The following is a 22,864-nucleotide window of genomic DNA, read 5'->3' as shown; positions in this document are numbered from 1 at the left end:
GCTGCTGAAGCTGCGCGCGCGTATCAATTTGCCTCACGTTTCGGAAGTGTCGGACATGGCGCGCACGCCAAGCACTTCAAGGCGTTTTGGGAGTAGGTCCCCGAGCTCACCCAGAGGTGATACACAAAACCGCCAATCGACGCGCTATTCCATTTCCGGCGCGTTTGACCTGAACGGACAGCTTCGCATAGCAGACATTGTGGTAAAGCGCAGCGAATTTCCATTTCCCGCCCATCGCCGTCGGAGCGTCGCAGTTGGCCCTTTGCTGTCATTCATGTCCTGCGAGACCGATGTCCGCATTCAATTTTTTCTTTAACGATTGCCAGAAATCGCTTCACCCGAACATCGAATCCGGGATCAGCGTCGCGATTTGCGGGAAGATGATGATCAGCAGCAGCGCGAGGATCATCGCGAAGAGGAAGGGCAGCACGCCTTTGAAGACGGTGGTCATCGGCACATCCTGCGCCACTCCCTTTACCACGAAGACGTTTAGCCCGACCGGCGGGGTGATCATCCCCATCTCGATCACGATCACCGCGACGACGCCGAACCAGATCGGATCGAAGCCCAGCTCCTGGATCACCGGGAAGACGATCGGGATCGTCACCACCAGCATCGACAGCCCGTCGAGGAACATGCCCAGCACCACATAGGCCGCGATGATCATGACGAGCGTCCCATAGGGCCCGAGACCAAGCCCGACCATCGCATTGCCCAGCGTTTCCGGAATATGCGTAACCGCGAGGAAGGGGTTCAGCACATTCGCCCCGATCACGATCATATAGAGCATCGCCGAGGTCTTCAGCGTCTCCAGCACGGCGGATTTGAACCCCGTCCAGTCGATCGCACGTATCGCAATCGCCAGCAGCAGCACGAGGCCCGCGCCGATGGCCGAGGCTTCGACCGGGGTGAAGACGCCTGCGTAGATGCCGCCGATCGAGACCGCGATGATCCCCATCAGCGGGCCTGCACGCCCCAAAAGACGGAACTTCTCGCCTGCGGATACCGGTTCGCCGCGCGGGCCGGCCTTGGGGTTCAGCGTCGCGATCAGCCAGATAGTCGCCATGAACATCCCCATCAGCAGCAGGCCCGGCAGTATGCCCGCCATGAACAGCCGCCCGATCGATTCCTCGGTCAGGATCGCGTAGAGGACGAAGCCTGTCGACGGCGGGATCAGGAAGCCAAGCGTGCCGCCTGCCGCGATGGCGCCGGTGGACAGCGCATCGCCATAGCCCAGACGCTTCATCTCGGGCAGGGCGACCTTGCCGATGGTGACGGCGGTCGCGACCGACGAGCCCGACACGGCGGAGAATACCGCACAGCCCAGCACCGAGGAGGCGGCGAGCCCGCCCTTGAACCGTCCGACCCATGCGAAGGCCGCGTCATAAAGTGCGCGCGAGAACCCTGCGACCGAGGCGATATTGCCCAGCAGGATGAACATCGGCACGACGATCAGGTTGTAATTCGACACCGCCGAATAGCTCTCGGTCAGCATCACGGCGCCTGCCGCGCGGGTCCCTTCCAGAATCCACAGCCCGAAATAGCCCACCAGCAGCATGGCAAAGGCGACGGGCGTGCGCAGGATCATCAGCACGAAGAGCGCGCCGATCCCGGTCAAACCGGCTTCCAGAGGCGTCATGGACGGCCCTTTCCGATAGCGATGATGAGGAATTGCACTGCAAGCACGATCACGCAGAGGGTCATGCCAGCGGCGATGAAGGCGTAGAACGGCCAGAGCGGAATGCCGAGCATGTTGGTGGTGTCGCCGAATTCACGCGCATCGAGCATCTTGAGCCACGCCCGCTGCACCAGCACGCTCAGCACCCAGGCCGACAGCGCGCGCGACATCAGGTCGCCGAAAAAGCGGCCCCAGCGGCCAATCACCCCGTCGAGCACGTCGACACGAACATGGCCCTCATAGGAAGTGCAATAGGGCAGGGCGAGCATCACCACACCCACCGAGGCAAGCTGCACCACCTCGTTGATCCCGAGGATCGGCATGGCGAGCGCATAGCGCGTGAAGACCCCGACAAAGACCAACCCCAGCACGAGCATCAGGAACATCCCCGACAGCGTGGCCAGCAGGAGGTTGGCCCGGTTGAACCATATCAACCAGGCCGGGAGCTTCGTATGTTCGGAAGTGACGCTCACTTGTCCGCCTTCAGAGTGTCGACGATTTTCTGTGCGTCGCCGCCGGTCTTTTCGACGACGTCGGAGACGATACCGGCCGAGAGCTCATCAAAGGCTTTTGCCTCATCCGTACTCAGCTCGATCACTTCCTTGCCCTCGGTATTCTTGAAGCCCTCGATGCCCTTCTGCGCAACGGCGAGCTGGCTTTGCTGACCGTGCATCGCGGTATCCTTGCCGGCGGCGTCGATCGCGGCCTTGTCTTCGTCGGAGAGCGAGGCGTAGGCGTCACGGTTCATCAGGATGAAGAAGGGCGAGTTCGTCGTCTTCATGCCCATCGTGATGTAATTGGCGACTTCGCCCAGCTTGAAAGCGTTGATGCCGGTGCCGTCGATCATCGCGCCGTCGATCACGCCGGTCTGCATCGCGTTGTAGATTTCCGAGACCGGCATCGAAACCGGCGTGCCACCCCAGGCTTCGACCAGCAGGCCGGTGTTGCGCGAGGGCACGCGGATCTTCATCCCCTTGAGGTCGTCGGGGCTGCGCACGGCCTTGTCGCGGGTGAACAGCAGGTTCTCCGCGCTCGACCACAGCGCCACCAGATGGGTGCGGCGATATTCGGAGCTGAAGAGATCAAGATGCTTGTCGAGATCCGCAGTGCCGGTCTGTTCGTCCAGAACGCCCGGAAGCTCTGCCAGCAGCGTGAGCGGGAATTGCGACGCGGTATAGCCCGGCAGGGACACCGCGAATTCCGCGACGCCATCGACGACACGGCTATATTGCTCGACCGGGCCCGCGCCCAGCTCGCCGCCATTGTAGAGCTTCACCGTGACATCGCCATCGGTCTTGGCCGCGACCTCATCCGCGAAGGGCTGGAAGGTCGAGCCTACATAGGGATGCCCCGCCGGCATAAAGTTGGCGAATTTCATTTCCTCGGCCGATGCGCTGCCCGCAACGAGTGCTGCGCCCAGGGCCAAAGCCGCGACTTTGCTGCGAATGGTCATAATTTCCTCCCGGTGGATGGACGTGGCGAGGCTCTCCTCCACCCGTCACGTTTCATGCCTCTTCCATCGCGCGAGCGGGCCGGCATGACCAATAGAAACGATCCGATCAGGCATAAGGGGAGGCTATAGCCGCCTCAGGTCGAGCGGACCGCCATCAGCATCTGCGCCTGCGCGGGCGTAGGTGCCCAGCCGTCGCGAAGGGTCAGCCCGATGGGGCGGCGAGTGCCGCTGAAGTTGTCGGTAAGGACTTCGACGAGCCCGCGTTCGATCTCGCCCTCGGCTTGCGCGCGCGAGACGCAAGCGAGGTGGCGGCCGTCCTGCACCATTTCGCGCATCAAGATCACCGAGCCGGTCTCGATCAGCCCGTGCGGCAGGCTCGCCCCGGCATCGGCAAAGACGGCTTCGAACTGTGCGCGGGTCGGCGTGCCTTCGCGGGTCACGAGCCAGGGCCAATTGGCGAGTTCGTCCGCCGAGGGAAGCGGTTGGCCGAGAAGCGGATGATCGCGCCCCGCCAGGACGACCAGCGTGTCGTCGAAGAGTTTTTCCTGCACGATATCCCCGATCGGGGCCGGATCGCGCAGCGCGCCGATCAGGAAGTCGATCTCGCCGCGGCGCAGACCGCCGAGCAGCTCGTCATAGCTCCCTTCAAGCACCTTCACCGCCATGTTCGGGCGCGTCTTCCGGAAGGCCACGATGGCCTTCGGCAGGACATGACTGCGCGAAAGCGGCATGGCCCCGATCACGATCTGGCCGACCTCGCGTCCACTCAAATCTCCCAGTTCCGCGCGGGCCTGCTCCAGTTCGACAAAGGCCAGCCGCGCGATGCGCGCAAGATTGGCGCAGCCGCGCGTCGGCACGATCCCGAAGGGGCTGCGCTGAAACAGCGCGCGTCCCGCTTCTTTCTCGAGCTGGGTGATCGCGCGATGGACGGTGGGTTGGGAGACGCCCAAGCGTCGCGCGGCGAGCGAGAAGTTCTGCGCCTCCGCCGCCGCGATGAGCGCCTGCAATTGCGCGCGGGTCGCGGTGAGCTTCAGACGCGGCGCGAACTCGGTCAGTTGCGTATCGAGCGCGTCGAGCGCGCGCGAGGTCCGGTGGCGTAGCACCTCGCCCGCCTCGGTTGCGAACAGCCCGTGCGTCGTGCGGGTGAAGAGCGCGGTGCCCGCTTCCGCCTCGAGCTTGGCGATGGCCTGCGTGACGGCGGGCTGCGAGACGTGACAGAGCTCCGCCGCGCGGGTGATCGAGCCGCCTTCCGCAACCGCGAGGAACACCCGAAGGTGGCGAAGGTTGGCGTCGATCATAGTCGCTCCAAGATCTCCCGCGCGCGGGTATCGAGGTCACCGTCGCGCCCTTTCAGCCCCATCTCGCCGATCCGATCATGCCATTCGGATACCGCCGCGGTCAGGTCTGAGGGAAGCCCCAGCCCGTCGAGTGTGCGCACCACTTCGCGCATCTCCGCTGCACGGCGAATGCCATGCTCCATCATCCGCTCGAGGTTATAGGCGGCGCGGCTGTCCCAGCTCATTTCAGGGTTGGATGCCATGAGCGACCCAAGCACTTCGTCCGCGACACCCGCCTTACGTGCAGCGAGAAAGCACTCCGCCGTCAGCGCCTCCAACCCCTTGATCATCACCGAGCGGATCATCTTGATCGAGGAGGCGGATCCGACCTGATCGTCGATCCGGCGTGCTTCCATGTCCAGCCTGCCGAGCCAGGAAAGTGCTTCTGTGGCACCCGGGCCAGAGAGCAAAAGCGGCGTGCGATGCAACTTCGGATGAACAGGCGACATGACCGCGACATCGACATAGAGGCCGCCGGCCTCGGCAATCACCTCCGCCGCCGCGCGCTTGCTTTCGGGCGCGCAGGAATTGCAGTCGAGCCAAAGCGCCCCGTCCGGCAGGTGGGGGGCGCATTCCCGCGCCGCCGTCACCGCCTGATCCGCCGTCACGAGGCAGAACACCGTTCGCGCATGGGCTAACGTCTCTGCCCGGTTCGCCGACGGATGCAAGCCGAGCGCCGTGGCGGCGTCCCAAATCGGGGCGGCGGTCTCGGGCGTGTCGAGCTTGAGGTCATAGCAGGTTGCACGGGCGCAGGTTTTGCGCCCCCAACCCGTGGCGAATGCGCGCCCCGCCTCGCCGAAGCCGATCACCGCGATTTCCTGCATCGAATTTTCCTTCATGCGCGAAGCCCTCCCTGCTTGGGGAATACCTCGCGCAAACGGGGTCGAATTCAAAGCCAGTATAGCCTTAGCTTATACCCGGGCAAGGCTTTCCAATTTGCGATTTTCGCGCCGTCGCGCCTTATCTCGGGCCAACGCATTTCTCGAGAGGTTCCCATGTCGGAGAAGAAAACCGCCCTCGTCATTTCTGCCCATGCCGCCGATTTCGTCTGGCGCTGCGGTGGCGCAATCGCGCTGCATGCCGAGATGGGCTACGAGGTGACGGTCGCCTGCCTGTCCTTTGGCGAGCGTGGCGAAAGCGCGCGGCTCTGGAAGGAAGGTAAATCGCTTCAGGAGGTCAAGAACATCCGCCACGCGGAGGCCGATGCCGCCGCCAAGGCGCTTGGCGTGCATGATCTGGTGACCTTCGATCTGGGCGACTATCCCCTGCATCTGAGCCAGGACGACAAGATGAAGCTGGTGGACGTGATCCGGAAGGTTCAGCCGCGCTTCATGCTGAGCCATTCGCAATACGACCCCTATAACACCGACCACATGTATACGACGCAGATCGCGCTGGAGGCGCGGATGATCGCGCAGGCATGGGGGCACAATCCGGGCGAGAAGGTGCTCGGCGCGCCGCAGCTTTACCTGTTTGAGCCGCACCAGACCGAGCAGATGGGCTGGAAGCCAGACACATTCCTCGACATCACCTCGGTCTGGGAGAAGAAGCGCGCCGCGATGGAGTGCATGAACGGGCAGGTCCATTTGTGGGACTATTACACCCGGGTCGCCCAACAGCGCGCCAACCACTTCAAGAGGAATTCCGGCGGCATGTCAGGCGGACGTGCCTGCAAATATGCCGAAGGCTTCCAGTCGATCTTCCCGCGACCGGTCGACGAGCTGTGAAGTTTGTGCCCCGGCCCGGGTGCACGGGCCGGGACGGGATCAATGCCACGCGTTGCCGCGGCCTTGCCGGGCGGGCGTGAGAGGAGGAAGACGATGAGCCAACCCCAAGAGCCCTGTTACGACATCGCCCATCTGGGCCATGTCGAGATGCTGACCGACAAGTTCGAAGAGAGCCTCGATTTCTTCACCCGGGTTTACGGGCTGACCGTCTCGGGACAGGACGAGACCTCGGCCTATCTGCGCGCTTGGGACGATTACGAATTCGCGACGCTGAAGCTCACCCGGTCGAACAACACCGGGGTCGGTCATATCGCCTACCGCGCCAGTTCGCAGGCCGCGCTGGAGCGCCGGGTTGCCGCGATCGAAGCCTCGGATTTCAAGGTGATCGGTTGGAACGACGGCGATCTGAGCCACGGGCGCGCTTTCCGGTTTGAGGACCCGTTCGGCCATGTGTTCGAGATTTATTTCGACACGGTGAAATACCAGCATGGCGAAGCTGACAAGCCCGCGCTGAAGAACAACGCTTCGCGCTTCCACCATACCGGTGCCGCGCCGCGCAGGCTCGATCACCTGAACCTGCTCTCCGAAGACGTGACCGAATTCCGGCGCTTCATGGAAACCTGTCTCGGCTCGCGCGTGACGGAGATGATCCAACTCGATAACGGACGTCTCGGCGGCTGCTGGTTCACCGTGAACAACAAGGGTTACGACCTCGCCTGCACCGAAGAGCATGGTGGCGGGCAGGGCCGGTTCCACCATGTCACCTATGCCGCGGATCAGCGCGAGGACATCCTGCGCGCCGCCGACATCTTCCTCGAGAACGGTGTCCATATCGAGACCGGACCGCACAAGCACGCAATCCAGAACACGTTCTTCCTTTATGTCTGGGAGCCCGCCGGTAATCGCGTCGAGATAGCCAATGCTGGCGCGCGATTGATCCTCGATCCCGACTGGGAGCCGATCGTCTGGACCGAGGCCGACCGCAAGAAGGGGCAGGCCTGGGGCCTCAAGACGATCGAGACCTTCCACACCCACGGCACCCCGCCGGTCAAAAAATAAGGAGAGGCGAATGCCCGTTGTTGTTCAGAACATCGCCCGTGCCGATCAGGCGGTCATCGACGCGCTCGGCGAGGCTGGCGTGGCTACCGTTCACGAAGCGCAGGGCCGCGTCGGCTGCTTGCACAGCTACATGCGCCCGATTTATCCGGGCGCGCGCATCGCGGGCTCGGCAGTCACCATCTCCGCGCCGCCGGGCGACAACTGGATGATCCACGTCGCGATCGAGCAGTTGCAGGCGGGCGATGTGCTGGTGCTGGCACCGACCTCGCCATGCGATAACGGCTATTTCGGCGATCTGCTCGCCACTTCGGCGCAAGCGCGCGGCTGTCGCGGGCTGATCATCGACGGTGGCGTGCGAGACGTGCGCGATCTCAAGGAAATGGATTTCCCGGTCTGGTCGAAGGCGATCTCCGCGCAGGGCACCGTCAAAGAGACGCTCGGATCGGTCAACGTCCCGATCGTCTGCGCCGGACAAACGATCGAAGCGAGCGATATCGTTGTGGCCGATGACGACGGGGTCTGCGTCGTCAAGCGCGCCGATGCCGATGCCGTCCTCGCCGCAACGCAAAAGCGTCTCGACGCCGAGGAGGCCAAACGCAAACGTCTTGCTGCGGGCGAGCTGGGGCTCGACATTTACGACATGCGCCCGCGGCTCGAGGCGAAGGGGCTGAAATACGTCTGAGCGGGGCCGGGGGCGCTGCCCCCTCTTCGCGTTCCGCGAATTCACCCCCGGGATATTTGGACCAAGTCGAAGGGAGACAGGTATGAACGACGAGGGTATTCCCTGCCTGTGGATGCGGGGCGGCACGTCGAAAGGCGCCTATTTCCTCGCCGCCGATCTTCCCTCTGATCCTGCGGCCCGCGACGATCTCTTGCTGCGGATCATGGGCTCTCCCGATCCCAACCAGATCGACGGGATCGGCGGGGCCGATCCGCTGACCTCGAAGGTCGCGGTGCTATCCCGGTCCACGCGCGACGATGCCGATGTCGATTACCTTTTCCTGCAGGTCTTTGTCGATCGTGCGCTGGTGTCGGATGCTCAGGCCTGCGGCAATATCCTCGCCGGGGTCGGGCCCGCCGCGATCGAGCGCGGATTGGTTGCGGCGACCGACGGCGAGACGCAGGTGCGCATCCACATGATGAACACCGGAGAAGTGGCGGTCGCGACGATCCAGACGCCGGTCGGTCGCGTGCGCTACGAAGGTGATGCGGCGATCGACGGCGTGCCCGGCACGGCCGCTCCGGTGCCGCTGATGTTCGAAGGGCTCGCGGGCTCGATGTGTGGTGCGCTGCTACCGACGGGGCGCACATGTGACACGGTGCAGGGCATTGATTGCACTCTCATCGACAACGGAATGCCCGTCGTGGTGATGCGCGCCTCCGATTTCGGTCTGACAGGCGAGGAAAGCCGTGACGAGATCGAGGCGCTGGATGAGGTCAAAGCGCGGATCGAGGCGATCCGCCGAGAAGTTGGCCCGATGATGAACCTTGGTGATGTCACCGAGAAATCCGTGCCGAAGATGACGCTGGTTTCTGCTCCCCGAACAGGAGGCGCGATTTCGACCCGCAGCCTCATCCCGCATCGCGTCCACGCGACGATCGGGGTTTTCGCGGCCGTGTCGGTCGCGACCGCTTGCACGTTGGAGGGCTCGCCAGCCGCGGAGCTCGCAATATTGCCTGCCGGTGGCAGCTTCAGAATCGAACACCCTTCAGGCGCGGCAGAGGTTTTGATTGCACAGGATGAGACCGGACGCGTTACCAATGCAGGCACATTGCGCACGGCGCGCAAGTTGATGGACGGTCGGGTCTTTCCGAGGTTTTAGCCGCACAAACTTTTACGCGCATAAGTGCGCCGAAATCTTGCTTTGGTCTGAATGATCTCTGAACAGGGGCCGAGTTTCATGCACCGGCGCCAAAACCCCGGTGCATGTTCTCAGCTTGAGTCTAAGCTCTCTCTGCCGTCGCACGGTTCGCCAACGCGAAGGCCAAAGGGGTGGTGACTTGCGTGAAGATGAAGGCGATTGGCCACGCGATGAGCGCCTGCCGCGGCCAGTTCGCGAGCCATTCCGCAGTCGGCCCAATGGCGATGAGGGACATGGTGCCAGACATCAGGAAAGCCATCATGAAGGTGATCAGTAATTGCGCAAGAACGAGAGTCTTTCGTTTCATTTCCGTCTTTTCCAAGTTGTGGTCGGACGGGGCAGACGCAACTCCCCCGACACCGACCAATGATAGGTCGATGCCGCGGGTTCGCAGACTGGTGCGACTGGATCTCTGTTTGACAGAGGGCCGGAATAACCACACCGGCCTCGAAATCTTCTCGGCTCATGTGAGATACTACTGCAGATCACGCCCCGCAAGCCCAGCGAGAGTTCTTCTCGAAGCGATCATTACTCTTTATGAAACTGATCCAAGACTTTGCTGCGTTCTGGAATACGCCGACAGACTCTCGGCCAGCGCGCAACGCGTATCGGCTGGCCGCTCTTATAGTTTGATTATCAGCTGACAGCCCGAACCGGACGGCAGTGCCAAGCGCAACGAATGTCGGCTTCCCGTCATGGAAACTGATGGGACGTGTCAGCTTTCACGGTCATCCTCGAGGCTTTCGAAACGCGCGCCCGCTACACCAAGGCGACACCAGCGAAATACTCATGCAGATGCAGCAGCGCCAAGTAGGCCACGAGGCCAAGCGCCGCACGCCCGAGATCGGCCAGCGTGAGGCCCGCGAAGGGGGGCGCCGCTTTCGTCCGGCGCAGCGTTTGGGTCCAGACCTCCGGCCCCATCTCCCGGCGGCGCTTGCGGTCGATCAGGCGCATGCCGAGCAGCGCGAAGCCTCCGAGCGCCCCGAACAGCAGCACATGCGCCAGATCGCCGTTCGGCATCAGGTGCAGCCCGGCCCAGCTCGCGAGGCCCAGCAGCATCGGGTGGCGCGTGAGGCGCACGGGGCCGGGGCGGTCGGGGTCGAACTCCTTGCGGCGACTGCCGCCGAAGGAGAACGGGTTCGGGTGGCCGAGCGCGACGGCGAACCATATGCAGACCAGCGCCATCCCGGCCCGGGTCGCCTCCATCGCCCAAAGGGTGGGCGGCCAGAGGTAGATCGGGTCCGGCCATGCGGCGGCGCGGATCAGGATCAGCAGCATCGCCGCGGAGAGAGCCGAATAGCCAAGGGTGAAACCGGACGCGCCGAGCGCCGCCACCAGCCGCGCCTTCACCGACGGACGCGTCGGGATCGAATGCGTCGCGAGGAAGGCCGCGAACACCCCGCCATAAGCCAGCCACATCATTGCGCCCTCCGTCTGGGTTGCCACAGCACCGGAGCATAGAGGATAGCGAAGCCGAGGAAAGCCGCGCACCAAGCCACGCCGGAGACCGAATAAAGCGCGCTCAGGCCAAGCCATCCCGCGAGGAGCCGCGCGACCATTGCGACGAAGAGGGCGGCATAGACCGCGACGGTTCCGGGGCTGGCCTCCAACGGGCGGCCTGTATGGCCGAGCGAGGCACGGCTCATCACCGCCAGCGTCATCCCGCCAAGCGCGCCCGCCGTCCACAGATGCAGCGCGGTCGCGGGGGTGAGGGCGGCGGGGAACAGGATCGCAACCCCAAGCGCCAGCGCCCCGAGCGGCAGGCAGACATAGGCCAGATGCAGCACGAACAGGATCGGCGCGCGCAGCGTCAGCCCGCCTTTCCAGCGCCAGAGCCGCACGAGATGCAGCAGCCCGGTCGCGAGCAGTAGCGCCGCGGTCAGCTGCGCCTCGGGCAAGGTGACCCAAGCCAGCAGCGCCGCACCCGCAGCGACCATGGCGATCTTGTCGAAGCGTTGCATCGGCGGGGCAGGGCGCGCGGGGTGGTTCTCCTTGACCAGCCAGTTGCGCGTGAAGGAGGGGATGATCCGCCCCCCGATCAGCGCGACCATCATCAGCACGGCGGCAAGGCCGAGCCGCATCCCAAGCCCGTCGGCGGCATAACCGCCACGCGCGGCTTCGATAAGGAACAGAAGGTCCGCGAGGGTGAAGATGCTCAGCAATCCCAGAACCGGCAGGTTGCGCCAGTTTTTCCCTGCCACGATCTCCCGCAGCACGACGCCTCCAAGCGCGAGCGGGAAGGCGAGATCGACGCTCGCGACCAATGCGAAGGGCAGATGCGCCGAGGCGAGCAGCCCCAGCCGCCCGAGCCCCCAGAGCGTGACGAGGCCGAGGAGCGGCCAGCCCACGACCGGCAGCCGTCCGGTCCAGTTTGGCACCGCCGTCAGCAGAAAACCCGCGATTGCCGCGCCGAGATAGCCGAAGAGGAACGCGTGGGCGTGCCAGCTGACCGGGTCGAGCCGTGTCGGTAGCTCGATCAGCCCGGCAAGCGCGGGCACCCAGAGCGCCATCGCCAGCGCGGCCCAGACGGCGCCGAAAAAGAAGAACGGGCGAAACCCGCCCGACAGCAGCGCCGGGCCCTGCCAGCGGCGTATCTGCTCTGCGGAAGATAGGGCCATGATAGGCTCCTTTCAGCTTTCGGCGGCGTCCATCAGCCGCCGGATGTGACATGCGAAGGCGTAGGTCGCAGGCACGGCGACCACCGCGCCCAGACCCAGCGAGACGACCGGGGTCGCGACAGGCAGCCCGACCCACGACCCGATCAGCGAGGCGAAGAACACGTTGACCGCGAAGGCGCCCCAGCCGAACGGGTAGAGCAGCAGCGCGATCCGGGCGGGGGACCAGCGCGCGTTCATCGCCGGGCGACCACCCGCGCCACCACCGCCAGCGCCGCGATAAGCGCCAGCGTGGCCAATGCGAACCAGAACTCGGCTGTGGCCGATTGCGCCTGCGGGATCGGGCGATCGAAGCTTGCCGCCTGTGCGGTGAGCGGGGCGAGGGCGAGAAGAAGGGTCAGTTTGCGCATGTCAGGTCTCCTGTGTGAGCGAGCGGTAGATGTCGGGTAGGGCGCGCAGCAGCCTCTCGGGCCGGGGCAGCAGCGTGAAGCCGCCGCGCCCGAATATCCGTGCGAACCAGTCCTGCCCGTCCTCGTCGATGATGACGCCGTGCAGGCTCTGGCCCGCGCGGCGGGCCTCGCGCACGGCCATGTGGCTGTCCTCGATGCCGTGCTGGCCTTCGTAATGGTCCAGATCGTTGGGCTTGCCGTCGGTCAGCACGATCAGCAGTTTGCGGCTGGCGCTCTCCTGCGCGAGCTGTGCCGAGACGTGGCGGATCGCGGCGCCGAGCCGCGTGTAATGGCCCGGGCGCAGCGCCGCGATATTGGCGTGGATCGGCGGCGCCATCGGGGCCTTGAAACCTTTGACCCGCGTCAGGAACACCCGGTCGCGGCGTAGCGAAGAGAAGCCCCAGATCGCGAAGCGGTCCCCCGCCGCGTCCAGCCCTTCGGCCAGCGCGGACATCGCCTCGCGTGCGATGTCGATCACGCAGCTGTCGCCGATCGCGGCCTCGGTGGAGCGCGAGGTGTCGATCAGGAAGGCCACGGCGAGGTCGCGCTCGACCTTGCGCAGGCTTTGCCAGATCCGGTCGCTGCCCCGCCCGGTCGCGGCGAGATCGGCGCGGGTGGCGATGACGGCGTCGAGATCCAGCTCGGTCCCGTCGATCTGGCGCGGGCGCAGGATGCGGCGCGGTTGCAGCGCCTCGAACTGGCGGCGCACGGCGCGGATATAGCGCGGATCGGCGTGGAACGTTTGGGTGGCCTCGGGCCGCGCGGGCGCATCGAGCACCCGGCAATGGCCCTCCATATAGGCGCGCCTGCGGTGGTTCCATTCGGGGTAGACATGCGCGCCTGCCAGCGCCTCGTGCTCCGCCTCGGCGGGCGAGAGGTCGAGATGCAGCCGCAGCCGCGTCGCGGCTTTGCGGTCGTGGCGGGTCAGGGTGATCTGGTCCTGATCCTCGGCGGCCTTGGCGGCGTTGTCCTCGTCATCGTCGTCGACCGAGCGATTGACGTTCAGCGCCTCGACCCAGGACAGGATCGACTCGAAGCGGTGAATGATGAAGCTGTCGCGGCGGCGCGCCTGATCGAGGTGGCGACGTTCCCCATGTTTGCGCTGCGTGCTTGCCATCGCGGTCGGGGCGGAGGCGGGGGCGTCGGCCTCTTCCGAGGCGGCGCTGCGGCCCGCGGTGTTGGGGGCAAAGCGTAGCCAGATCGGCACCGGGGCGAGCGGCATGTAACCGCGCGCGCTCTCCGCCGTCTCGAGCAGCGGGGCGCGGTTGCCATCGGCGGAAAGCTGGTCGCAAAGCGCCGCTTCCAGCGCAGCCTCCGCCGCCGGGCGCGACAATCTGCGGCGACGTGCAAGGGTGAGCGCCGCCATCTCGCGGTAGGGCGCGCGCAGCCCGATGCAGCGGTGATAGGCCAGATCGCAGGCCTGCGCATTGGCGCGGATCTGCGCGCAATCCATCGCCGGTCCGTCGGTCTCGTCGGGCAGCTCGGGCATCGCATCGCGGCTGAGCGCTGCCAGCGCGGTCAGCCAGAAATAGGCGGCGCGGTTGAGATCGGGCCGGGGGAAGACGTCCATCATCGGCGGCAGGCGCAGCCGCGCGCCGTCGAAGCGGGCGACGCGCTCGGTCTCGCGCCCGGCGCCAAGGCGGCGCCGGACGGGTTGGCGGTGACGGACCGGCGTGACCGGGGCCTCGACGATCTCGACATCCGCACCGCCGCCAAGCGCGCGCAGCAGGAGCGCGAGCGAGGGTCGCAATGCGGCCAGCTCGACCGCGGCGTCGGGATGGCGATCGTCCTGACCGATATCCTTGGCCAGATCGTGCCAGATCTCGCCTACGGTTTCCTCGGGCTCCATCAGGTCCATCAGTCTCATGACGTGCTCCTCAGCCGTAGATCGTGGCGATCAAGTCGCGCAGCGCCTGCTGCACGTCCGGCTCGTCGCTGAGCGCCTGAACCACGGCGGTCTCCAGCGCCTCCTCGATCGCGATGCCCGCGCCGATCAGCCGCGCGGCGTAGACCAGAAGCCGGGTCGAGACGCCTTCCTCCAGATCCATGCCCGAGAGCTTGCGGATATGCCCGGCGAGGCGCACCAGCGGCACCACCTGCGCCACCGGCAGGCCGGTCTCGGCGGTGATCACGCGTGTCTCCGCTTCGGGTTCGGGGAAGTCGAAGGCGATCGACAGGAACCGCTGCCGCGTCGAGGGTTTGAGCCGTTTGAGCACGCTCTGATAGCCCGGGTTGTAGGAGGCCACGAGCATGAACCCCTCCGGCGCGTCCAGCTCCTCGCCGGTGCGGTCGATGATTAGGCGACGCCGCGAGTCGGTGAGCGGGTGCAGCACCACGGTCACGTCTTTGCGCGCCTCCACCACCTCGTCGAGATAGCAGATCGCCCCTTCGCGCACCGCCCGAGTGAGCGGCCCGTCGACCCATTCGGTCTCGCCGCCCTTGAGCAGGTAGCGCCCGATCAGGTCTGCCGCCGACAGGTCGTCATGGCAGGCGACGGTGTAGACCGGCTTGTTCAGCCGCGCCGCCATATGCTCCACGAAGCGGGTTTTGCCGCAGCCGGTCGGCCCCTTCAGAAGAAGGGGCAAACCGTTGTCATGGGCGCGCTCGAACAGGGCGCATTCGCGACCGGTGGGGTGGTAGTAGGGGATCTGTGCATTCGTCATGTCGAGAGACATCGTCATTCTCCTGCCACGGGGGTTGCGGGACCGGGGGCGATGACTTCACGCCGGCGCACCACGACGAGCGAGTAGATGAACAGCAGCGCCCCCAGCACGACCGCCGCCCCTGCGCCGAAGCGCATCAGGTAGAAGATCGACAGGCTGTCCTGCACGTCCATGTAGTAGTCGCCCACGACCCGCTGCATGTGGGTCTGGATCGTTCCTGCGAAGGTCAGCACGAAGGTCATGAAGGCCATGCCCCCGGTCATCAGCCAGAACGCCCCCATGTTGAGCACCTGGTTGTAGGGATCGCGCCCGCGCAGCATCGGCATCGCATAGGTGAAGACCGCGAGGTTGAGCGCCACATAGGCCCCGTAGAAGGCGAGGTGCCCGTGCGCGGCGGTGATCTGCGTGCCGTGGGAGTAGAAGTTCACCCCGTGAAGCGTGTGCAGGAAGCCCCAGACGCCCGCGCCGAAGAAGGCCACGGTCGACGAGCCCAGCGACCACAGGAGTGCGGCCTTGTTGGGGTGGTTCTTGCGGCCTTTCCAGACCATCACGAAGGCAAACGACATCATCAGGAAGAACGGGATCACCTCGAAGGTCGAGAAGATCGAGCCCACCCATTGCCAGTAGCCCGGCGTGCCGATCCAATAGAAGTGGTGCCCGGTGCCGAGGATGCCGGAGAACAGCGCGGTCGCGACGATGACATAGAGCCATTTCTCGACCACCTCGCGGTCGACGCCGGTCAGCTTGAGCATCAGGAAGCCGAGGATCGCGGCCATCACCAGCTCCCAGGTCGCCTCGACCCAGAGGTGGACAACCATCCACCAATACATCTTGTCGAGCGACAGGTTGTCGGGGTTGATGAAGGCGAAGATCCACAGCAGGCACAGCAGCCACAGACCCATCAGCAGCACATTGGTGATCGCGGTCTTGCGGCCCGCCAGCACCGTCAGCGAGATGTTGATCAGGAAGATTACGGCGGCGACGAGAATGCCGAATTTCACCCAGAGGGGCTGTTCGAGGAACTCGCGCCCGCCATGGATGCCGACGAGATAGGAGCCGACCGCACCCAGCGTCCCGATCATCAGGATCGCGAGCTGCAGATAGGCGAGCTTGACCGAGAAAATCTCGCGCTCGCTTTCCTCGGGCACGAGAAAATAGGCCGCACCGAAGAAGCCCAGCAACAGCCAGACGATCAGCGCATTGGTGTGGATCATCCGGATCACGTTGAAGGGCAGGATCTCGGAGAGCGTGTTGGGCGAGACGTAGATCCAGCCGGCCAGAAGACCGCCCAGAACCTGCACGCCGAACAGCAGCATCGCGCAGTAGAAATAGGCTTTCGCCACGGATTGGGATTGGTATTTCATCGGGTGTTCTCCTCAGCCCGCATCATTGGGCGGCCAGCCCTGCGTGTCGGTTTGATCGGCCCAGCGGAGGAATTCCGCGAGCGCGCGCATGTCCTCTTCGCTGATCTCGAAATGCGGCATCTGGCGGCGGCCCTCGATGCCGGAGGGCTGGGCCGCGATCCAGGCGTCGAGCGTCTCGTAGGCGCCCTGCGGATCGTCGGCGACGCCCCAGCGGGTCATCACGTTGCCGACTTCGGGCGCGAAATAGGCGCCCTCGCCATGCAGGGTGTGACAGTTGATGCAGGAATTGCGTTCCCAAACGCCCTTGCCGCGCGCGACCTGTTCGGTCAGCGGGGCGGAGGCGGTGGAGTGGTTCACGATATAGAAGTGGCTCTGCGCGGTCAGTGCGATGAACACCAGCACGAAGAAAATGGATCCTCCGTAAAAGATGTTTCGCGCCCGCGACTTGGTCAGGATTTCAGCCATTGGGGCCTCCCTTGGGGGTCAGTCGATGGCCCGAGGGATAGCGGCGTTCGCAGTTGGGAAGTTTGCGCCAGCACAACGTTTGACTGGATTGCCGGGATTAGCTTGGTCGGCAGAGAGGTCCACCATGTCAAAAGCCAGCTGGAAGAACCCCGATGCCACGCTCGATGCGCTGATGCGCGATTGGCCTGCTACGATCGAGGTGTTCATGCGTCACAAGATGCTCTGTGTGGGCTGCCTCGTGAACCCGTTCCACACGATCGACGATGCCTGCACCGAGTATCGGCTGGATATCGACGACTTCATCGCCGAGCTGGACGCGGCTATCGCGGCACCTATCGAGACGGCGGAGCCTCGCCCCGGCAAATCAGCACCAGACGGTGCGGATCGGTCACGGTGATCCGCTTGCGGCGGCTCGCGACCACCCCCTGCTTTTCCCACGCGCTCATCAGCCGCGAGACCGTGTGCAGCGTCGTCGCGGTCATCTCCGAGAGATCCTGCCGAGTGATCGGGAAGTCGATCTCGATCCCGGTCTCCACCTTGCGCCCGGTCTGATTGATCAGGCGCAAGAGCGAATTGGCCACCCGCTGCTCGACCTGCTGGGTCGCCATTTCGACGATGCGGGTGTTCATCTCACCGATGCGCTGACCGACAGTCTTGTAGGTCTCGGAAGCGAAGCCGTCATATTGCGCCACGAACTGATCCCAGAGCCGCATCGGCCAGCCGAGCACGATCGCCTCCGAGGCGGTGACGGAGGTCGCGGGATAGGTCGTGCGCCCAAGCGCCTGCGCGATCCCGAAGAGCTGCCCCGAGGGGATATGCAGCGCGATCACCTGCTCGCCCGTCGGCGTGATCCGCATCACCCGGATATAGCCGTCGAGCAGCATGTAGAACCGCTCTGCCGGAGCGCCTTCCTCGAAGACCGCCACGCCCTCGTCGAAGCGGCGCACGCTCGCAAGGTCGAGAATCTCGCGGATCTGCCTTTTCTCCAGACGGGAGAAAGGCGGCATCGGCGTCAGCAGGCTCTCGTCCAGCCGCGGCATAGTTTTACGGGGGATTGGCGCGCTCATGTCCTCTCTAAGCATAGGCCTCCCGGCGCGTTCAATATCAAACATCACGCAGCCGCGAGCGCGCCGTCAAAAATTCTCGCGACGTTGTGAGAAAGCGCCGAGAAGTTTGCGCCAGAACAAAAAGCCGCGCACCGAACCTCGTTAGACAGGGGGCAATCCAAGGATCCACGAAAGGACGAAAAGATGATCCGCACCCTGATTTCCGCCCTCGCGATGACCGCTCTTCTGAGCGGCGCGGCGAGCGCCGAGACCCACGAAGTCCATATGCTCAACAAGGGCGAAAAGGGCGTGATGGTCTTCGAGCCCGCCCTCGTGAAAGCCGCTCCCGGCGATACGATCCGCTTCATCCCGACCGACAAGGGGCACAACGCCGAAAGCATCGATGGGATGATCCCGGACGGGGCCGAGGGCTTCGCCGGCAAGGTCAACAAAGATGTCGAAGTGACGCTCGACACCGAGGGGCTCTACGCCGTGCGCTGCAAGCCGCATTACGCGATGGGCATGGTGATGGTGATCGCGGTGGGCGACGCAACCACCCCCGACAATTTCTTCGAAGGCCGCGTGCCGAAGAAAGCCAAGGAACGCTTTGAAGAGGAATTGGGCGCGCTGTGAGCGTCCGCGGCAGGAAACGCGCGACAACTTCCTGCTACGTTTAACCAGTGGAGGCTAAAATGCCGAAATATGTCAATCCAGCTCTCGTGAAAACCAACCGCCGCAATGTGCTGCGCGGCTCGCTCTTGGCAGGTGCCGCGGCGATGACCGCGGGGGCCGGGATGGCCGGAACCGCGTCGAAGCGTATGGCACCCCATGTCGCGCCGCGCCCTGCCGCGCCGAAATTCATCCTTGCCGAAGCCGAGGCGCAGGTGGCCGCGCCCAAGGTGGACCTGTCGGGCTATACCCGCGTCCGGCAGGAGCTGGTGGCACCTCCCTTCGCGCCCAAGCACGAGCAGGTCGCGACCGGTGGTCCGAAGATCGTCGAGATCCGGATGGAGACCAAGGAGGTCCTGCTGACGGTGGACGAGGATACCGGCGCCAGCATCTGGGCGCTGACATATAACGGCTCGGTTCCCGGCCCGCTGATCATCGTGCATCAGGACGACTATGTCGAACTGACCCTGAGCAACCCCGCCGCGTCGCAGATGGAGCACAATATCGACTTCCACGCCTCCTCGGGCGCTCTGGGAGGCGGTGGCCTGACCCATGTCTATCCCGGCGAGGAAACGGTGCTGCGCTTCAAGGCGACGCGGCCGGGCGTGTTCACCTATCACTGCGCGCCGGGCGGAGCGATGATCCCCTATCACGTCACCCACGGCATGAACGGCACGCTGATGGTGCTGCCGCGTGACGGGCTCAAGGATGCCGAGGGCAACCCGCTGCGCTACGACACGATCGCCTATATCGGCGAGCAGGACTTCTACCTGCCGATGGACGAGAACGGTGATTACAAGACCTACGAGGTCGCCGGTGAGGACTTCGCCGACAGCGTCGAGGCGATGCGGACGCTCACGCCGACCCACTCTGTCTTCAACGGTTCGGTCGGCGCGCTCACGGGCGAGAACGCCTTCAAGGCCAAGGTCGGCGACACGGTTCTGATGGTCCATAATCAGGCCAACCGCGACAGCCGTCCGCACCTGATCGGCGGTCATGGCGACCATGTCTGGGAGAACGGCAAATTCGCCAATCCCCCGCAAAAGGATCAGGAGACCTGGTTCATCCGCGGCGGCAGCGCAGGGGCCGCGATGTATACCTTCCTGCAGCCGGGCGTCTACGCCTACGTCAACCACAACCTGATCGAGGCGGCCTTGCTGGGTGCCACGGCCCACTTCGTCGTGGACGGCGCTTGGGACAACGCTCTGATGGAGCAGGTGACGCCGCCCCATGTGGTGGAAACCTGAGGCAGGGAGACCGGAGATGATCGCCAGACTCGCTTTCCTCGCGCCCCGTCTTTCCCTTCGGATGGTGCTTGCGGCGGGGGCGGCGATCATCGCCCTCGGGGCCGCGTGGGGTTTCCTTCGCGGCCCCGATCTCGATTACGTGCCGCAAATGGCCGAGCGAGCGGTTAGCTTGCCTGACGGCCATGCGATCTACGTTCAGAAATACGAAGTGACAGTTGCCGAGTGGAACCGGTGCCACGCGGATGGCGCCTGCGAGCTTGCCTTACGCGCGCCGCCCGGCAGCGAGGCGGCGACGACGCCGGCCACCGGGCTGAGCCATGTCGATGTCGAGCAGTATCTCGGCTGGATCAATAGCAAGGCGCGCCACGACTTCCGGCTGCCGACGATTGCCGAATGGCAGTTCATGGCCAAGGACGTGCTGCCCGAGAAGGAAGATCCGATCTTCACCGATCCCGATCTGACATGGGCTTCGACCTACCTCACGAGCGGCCTCGCGCCGCGCAAGCTCTCGCCGCGGGGCAGCTTCTCGACCAGCGCCGAGGGGATCGTGGATCTCGACGGCTCGGTCTGGGAATGGACGCAGGATTGTTATGGCGGGGAGGGCGGCGGCCCCGTCGATCCGAAGAAATGCGCGGCCTTCTTCGCAGGCGGCGAGCATGTCGCTGCGATCCCGTTTCTCGTCCGCGACCCGGCGCGCGGCGGCTGCGCTGTCGGAAGCCCGCCCGCGCATCTCGGCCTGCGTCTGGTCAGTGAAACCCGGATATGATGAGAACCGGCTACAGTTCTGCGGAGCTAGGCCGAATGGCTGTTCCCAGTTGGCCAAAGTCGACACACTCTCTCCAGTCAACCTCGCATGCCTGGACCTTGGGCTCTCGCGCAGCGAACGACCGCTTCCCGCCCTTTGTCGCGCCGAGATCAATAACTGCCGATCGAGTCTCTTACAGAGTAAGCGCCAAACAGAGTGTCCTCCCAGGGTGAAGCCAACCTGTTGCTCAGGAACCGAAACGGGGCCTGAAACCCTTCAAAAGAGACTGATCAGAAGCCGAGAATCTCTCGTGCCCGCCTTGTAGGCCGAAACGCCAGAAACGAAGCCTAATGGGCGTTTCGCGAAAACTTATGGGCAGCGCGAAGCATTATGCGCTGCCCTACAGAGCGTGTAGGATTGCGCGCAACGTTGCGGGCTGTACGCTGAATTCGTTAGTAGATTCTGGCGAGTTTCAAGCAAAGCTTTGCGGTTCTTTTGCGCATAGGTTTGCGCAAATTTCGCATAATTTTGCGTTTTAATTCAGTATCTTGCGAAGCGAATTCTTTCCGAGTCGACCTTAGCTTTTTTCTGTTTTGATGGAAAGAAAAACGAGCCCATATTCTTAGCATTTTTTGGAAATGGGAAACTCGGTGGCTCCGATTTCGAGATCATTTTTCGCGCCAACTCCGAGAACGCGCGAAATCAAGATCGCTTGGTAAGCATTTCCGCGGAGGAACTTCTTACGGGGGGCTGTCGGCCTCAAACCGGCCATTTTGCCCTGCCGCAGCTACCTACATCTTGGGCTACGAATCTGAAGGAGGCTCCTGCTGCAGGCCCTCCGAAGCATTGTATGGGCCTTGGGGCTTCACTTGTGTTCTCAGTAGTGAAACGCCGGTTCACGATCAGGTTCACGGGGCATTGGTTAGTGAAGGATGCCAATTTCGGTTCGCGAATTTTCTATTGCCGAAAAGGAGCAGATTTGTCTCTAACTCTACCGGGCACACTTCTGGCTCATCGTCGCCAAGGTTTGCCTTCGGAGGATTTCCCACGGGGTGGGTGGGTGCGGGCGTAGGTAGCAGCGCCCTCGAATGCTTCTCTTGGAATCGAGGGATGCTCTTCACAGAGGTCATCCAAAGTATCGCCGTCGCTAAGCCTGCCAAGCACAGATCGGCAAGTGATCCGCGTGCCTTTAATCACCGGCTCTCCACCCAGTATCTCATCGCGAGACTCTCGGTGATCGCTAAGCAAAGATGGGTGGCTTGTCGGACGACTCGGCTGGGTCATTTCAAACCTGTTCAGTTACAGATCTCTTAACTCTTCGGCGAGAGAGCATGAAAAGCAATGCTTGCTGCCTACTTACTTGAGAGCAGGTAAGTCCACTATACAGTGGATCACGGCGAACATCCGGCGAAAGACCGCCCAGGATCAGCGCGATCACGATCGTGACCGGCAGGGCGATCACGTTGCGCAGGAATAGGATCTGCAGGGGAGAATAGCTGGCGGTCAGCGCTTTCGCGAAGGCGTCATTGGCGCTCAGACAGGCCACCTCCCACGCACATCAGGAATATGCCTTGCATGTAAGGTCTCGGTACGATGGAACTCGCAGAGTTCATCGTCATCACCCTGATTGGACCAGCCCCACACTGTCCGAGGTAGCGCGGAAAGCGCGACATGGATTTTGGGGGTCGCCTTCGGGCTTGGCGGAAGCCGCGACCGCTCAAGGCCGGGGCAAACGTGGTTCGATTATGCTGATGCAGGGTGAGGTGCTTTCCCACTCCGGATGCAGCGTGTGACAGGGCCCATCCTACCCGGATCGACCGGGAAGCCCGTCGAGCCTATCGATCGAGGCCAGGTCATCGTCCCAATTCGCGCGACTGGAGACGCAAATATGCGCGGTGGGTCGTATGTCGATCGGGCTATCGAGTGAGCCTGCTGGGACGACGAGGGAGCCATCATGCGCTTGAGAGAACGGCAGTGCCGACCCGCAGTCTGCACAGAAGCTCTTCACGTGCTGTGTCCCGGGAACGCGGAATACCCTGATGTTTCCCGTCCCGGACATCCAGGTGATCTCAGCTGTCGATGAAAACAGGTTCGCAGAATGAGCCGTGCCGCTATCTTTGCGGCAGCGCCCGCAATGGCACAGGAAGAAGCTCTCGAACTCTCCCGATATGCGAAACCTTACGGCTCCACACAGGCACTTTCCGTTCACCTCATTATTCATTTGCAGTCCCCCTCGACACGCCCCGACCGGGCCGTCATCCGACGCAAAGCCTCACAAGGAGCAACGCGAGCGTCAACTGCTCACGCAATCCGAAACGCCGATGCGCGACATGTCGACGGTCGCATTCAGCGTCAAACGGGATAGCGCTGTGAAAGCTGACGCCTATTGCGAATTCACCCAACTCTTTAGGGTGATCGCGCCAGCTTTTTCGGCCCTGCCTTGGCTACAGCCTCAGATATCCTCGATCCACTTTCTTGGACCGGT

The 22,864-nt window shown here is 63.8% G+C and carries 25 protein-coding genes; 8 read left to right on the top strand and 17 right to left on the bottom strand.

Annotated features, from left to right (window positions below; all coding sequences use genetic code 11):
• Positions 1–334 precede the first annotated feature (334 nt).
• The 5 genes from BMI85_RS20580 to BMI85_RS20560 all read right to left on the bottom strand — a co-directional run bounded on the left by BMI85_RS20580 (position 335) and on the right by BMI85_RS20560 (position 5,307).
• The gene (locus tag BMI85_RS20580; RefSeq protein ID WP_078602641.1) at positions 335–1,639 is read right to left on the bottom strand and encodes a TRAP transporter large permease; all 1,305 of its coding nucleotides are present in this window, start codon (positions 1,637–1,639) and stop codon (positions 335–337) included.
• Positions 1,636–2,151, bottom strand: a complete 516-nt coding sequence (locus BMI85_RS20575) for a TRAP transporter small permease (RefSeq protein WP_246832611.1) — start codon at positions 2,149–2,151, stop codon at positions 1,636–1,638. The genes BMI85_RS20580 and BMI85_RS20575 overlap by 4 nt, the downstream gene beginning before the upstream one ends.
• Positions 2,148–3,131 carry a TRAP transporter substrate-binding protein gene (locus BMI85_RS20570; protein WP_078602640.1) on the bottom strand — a complete coding sequence of 328 codons (984 nt, stop codon included), beginning with the start codon at positions 3,129–3,131 and terminating at the stop codon, positions 2,148–2,150. The genes BMI85_RS20575 and BMI85_RS20570 overlap by 4 nt, the downstream gene beginning before the upstream one ends.
• Positions 3,132–3,265: 134 nt before the next feature.
• Entirely contained in the window at positions 3,266–4,429 is a 1,164-nt protein-coding gene (locus BMI85_RS20565; RefSeq protein ID WP_078602639.1) for a LysR family transcriptional regulator, read from the bottom strand.
• On the bottom strand, positions 4,426–5,307 hold the full coding sequence (locus BMI85_RS20560; RefSeq protein ID WP_210402391.1) for a DUF1932 domain-containing protein: 882 nt from the start codon (positions 5,305–5,307) through the stop codon (positions 4,426–4,428). The genes BMI85_RS20565 and BMI85_RS20560 overlap by 4 nt, the downstream gene beginning before the upstream one ends.
• Before the next feature lie 156 nt (positions 5,308–5,463).
• Here BMI85_RS20560 and BMI85_RS20555 point away from each other — a divergent pair, with 156 nt between their 5' ends.
• From BMI85_RS20555 to BMI85_RS20540, 4 genes are all read left to right on the top strand, one after another.
• Positions 5,464–6,195, top strand: a complete 732-nt coding sequence (locus tag BMI85_RS20555; protein WP_078602638.1) for a PIG-L deacetylase family protein — start codon at positions 5,464–5,466, stop codon at positions 6,193–6,195.
• 93 nt (positions 6,196–6,288) lie between these two features.
• On the top strand, positions 6,289–7,254 hold the full coding sequence (locus BMI85_RS20550) for a VOC family protein (protein ID WP_078602637.1): 966 nt from the start codon (positions 6,289–6,291) through the stop codon (positions 7,252–7,254).
• 10 nt (positions 7,255–7,264) lie between these two features.
• Entirely contained in the window at positions 7,265–7,936 is a 672-nt protein-coding gene (locus tag BMI85_RS20545) for a 4-carboxy-4-hydroxy-2-oxoadipate aldolase/oxaloacetate decarboxylase (protein WP_078602636.1), read from the top strand.
• Between the two features lie 82 nt (positions 7,937–8,018).
• The gene (locus tag BMI85_RS20540; RefSeq protein WP_078602635.1) at positions 8,019–9,077 is read left to right on the top strand and encodes a 4-oxalomesaconate tautomerase; all 1,059 of its coding nucleotides are present in this window, start codon (positions 8,019–8,021) and stop codon (positions 9,075–9,077) included.
• Between the two features lie 121 nt (positions 9,078–9,198).
• Here BMI85_RS20540 and BMI85_RS20535 read toward each other — a convergent pair whose 3' ends face one another.
• From BMI85_RS20535 to BMI85_RS20495, 9 genes are all read right to left on the bottom strand, one after another.
• Complete coding sequence (locus tag BMI85_RS20535) at positions 9,199–9,423, bottom strand: DUF2798 domain-containing protein (RefSeq protein WP_078542437.1); 225 nt, start codon at positions 9,421–9,423, stop codon at positions 9,199–9,201.
• A 452-nt stretch (positions 9,424–9,875) separates the two neighbouring features.
• Positions 9,876–10,538, bottom strand: coding sequence for an NnrU family protein (locus tag BMI85_RS20530; protein WP_078602634.1), 663 nt, complete (start codon positions 10,536–10,538; stop codon positions 9,876–9,878).
• Complete coding sequence (locus BMI85_RS20525; protein WP_078602633.1) at positions 10,535–11,734, bottom strand: NnrS family protein; 1,200 nt, start codon at positions 11,732–11,734, stop codon at positions 10,535–10,537. Before BMI85_RS20525 ends, BMI85_RS20530 begins: the two co-directional genes overlap by 4 nt.
• Before the next feature lie 12 nt (positions 11,735–11,746).
• Positions 11,747–11,971 carry an NnrT protein gene (locus tag BMI85_RS20520; protein ID WP_078602632.1) on the bottom strand — a complete coding sequence of 75 codons (225 nt, stop codon included), beginning with the start codon at positions 11,969–11,971 and terminating at the stop codon, positions 11,747–11,749.
• Positions 11,968–12,141 (bottom strand): protein NnrT, encoded by a 174-nt coding sequence (locus BMI85_RS20515; RefSeq protein WP_078602631.1) that lies wholly within the window; start codon positions 12,139–12,141, stop codon positions 11,968–11,970. The genes BMI85_RS20520 and BMI85_RS20515 overlap by 4 nt, the downstream gene beginning before the upstream one ends.
• A 1-nt stretch (position 12,142) precedes the next feature.
• The gene (locus tag BMI85_RS20510; protein WP_078602630.1) at positions 12,143–14,047 is read right to left on the bottom strand and encodes a VWA domain-containing protein; all 1,905 of its coding nucleotides are present in this window, start codon (positions 14,045–14,047) and stop codon (positions 12,143–12,145) included.
• Between the two features lie 10 nt (positions 14,048–14,057).
• The gene (locus tag BMI85_RS20505) at positions 14,058–14,855 is read right to left on the bottom strand and encodes a CbbQ/NirQ/NorQ/GpvN family protein (protein WP_078602629.1); all 798 of its coding nucleotides are present in this window, start codon (positions 14,853–14,855) and stop codon (positions 14,058–14,060) included.
• A 2-nt stretch (positions 14,856–14,857) separates the two neighbouring features.
• Positions 14,858–16,207, bottom strand: coding sequence for a cbb3-type cytochrome c oxidase subunit I (locus BMI85_RS20500; RefSeq protein ID WP_078549583.1), 1,350 nt, complete (start codon positions 16,205–16,207; stop codon positions 14,858–14,860).
• Positions 16,208–16,219: 12 nt separating this feature from the next.
• Positions 16,220–16,672 (bottom strand): cytochrome c, encoded by a 453-nt coding sequence (locus BMI85_RS20495; protein WP_078602628.1) that lies wholly within the window; start codon positions 16,670–16,672, stop codon positions 16,220–16,222.
• Positions 16,673–16,796: 124 nt separating this feature from the next.
• Between BMI85_RS20495 and BMI85_RS20490 the strand changes: the two genes are divergently transcribed.
• A complete protein-coding gene (locus BMI85_RS20490) occupies positions 16,797–17,069 on the top strand; it encodes a DUF1858 domain-containing protein (protein ID WP_078602627.1) in 273 nt (90 codons plus the stop codon).
• On the opposite strand, the gene BMI85_RS20485 is transcribed toward BMI85_RS20490, so the two are convergent.
• Positions 17,005–17,712 (bottom strand): Crp/Fnr family transcriptional regulator, encoded by a 708-nt coding sequence (locus tag BMI85_RS20485; RefSeq protein ID WP_078602626.1) that lies wholly within the window; start codon positions 17,710–17,712, stop codon positions 17,005–17,007. The genes BMI85_RS20490 and BMI85_RS20485 overlap by 65 nt on opposite strands.
• A 210-nt stretch (positions 17,713–17,922) precedes the next feature.
• On the opposite strand from BMI85_RS20485, the gene BMI85_RS20480 reads away from it, so the two are divergent.
• The 3 genes from BMI85_RS20480 to BMI85_RS20470 are packed head-to-tail and all read left to right on the top strand — an operon-like array spanning position 17,923 to position 20,400.
• Positions 17,923–18,351, top strand: coding sequence for a pseudoazurin (locus tag BMI85_RS20480; protein ID WP_078602625.1), 429 nt, complete (start codon positions 17,923–17,925; stop codon positions 18,349–18,351).
• A 59-nt stretch (positions 18,352–18,410) separates the two neighbouring features.
• Complete coding sequence (gene nirK / locus BMI85_RS20475) at positions 18,411–19,634, top strand: copper-containing nitrite reductase (protein ID WP_078602624.1); 1,224 nt, start codon at positions 18,411–18,413, stop codon at positions 19,632–19,634.
• Positions 19,635–19,650: 16 nt separating this feature from the next.
• On the top strand, positions 19,651–20,400 hold the full coding sequence (locus BMI85_RS20470; protein ID WP_078602623.1) for an SUMF1/EgtB/PvdO family nonheme iron enzyme: 750 nt from the start codon (positions 19,651–19,653) through the stop codon (positions 20,398–20,400).
• A gap of 990 nt (positions 20,401–21,390) precedes the next feature.
• On the opposite strand, the gene BMI85_RS20465 is transcribed toward BMI85_RS20470, so the two are convergent.
• Together BMI85_RS20465 and BMI85_RS21590 are read right to left on the bottom strand one after the other, a co-directional pair.
• Positions 21,391–21,663 carry a DUF433 domain-containing protein gene (locus BMI85_RS20465; RefSeq protein WP_078602622.1) on the bottom strand — a complete coding sequence of 91 codons (273 nt, stop codon included), beginning with the start codon at positions 21,661–21,663 and terminating at the stop codon, positions 21,391–21,393.
• Between the two features lies 1 nt (position 21,664).
• A complete protein-coding gene (locus tag BMI85_RS21590; RefSeq protein WP_210402390.1) occupies positions 21,665–21,925 on the bottom strand; it encodes a hypothetical protein in 261 nt (86 codons plus the stop codon).
• Positions 21,926–22,864: the final 939 nt, after the last annotated feature.

The organism is Thioclava sp. DLFJ4-1 (assembly GCF_002020145.1).
Taxonomy (GTDB): domain Bacteria; phylum Pseudomonadota; class Alphaproteobacteria; order Rhodobacterales; family Rhodobacteraceae; genus Thioclava; species Thioclava sediminum.
This window is presented reverse-complemented; position numbering and strand designations above follow the sequence as displayed.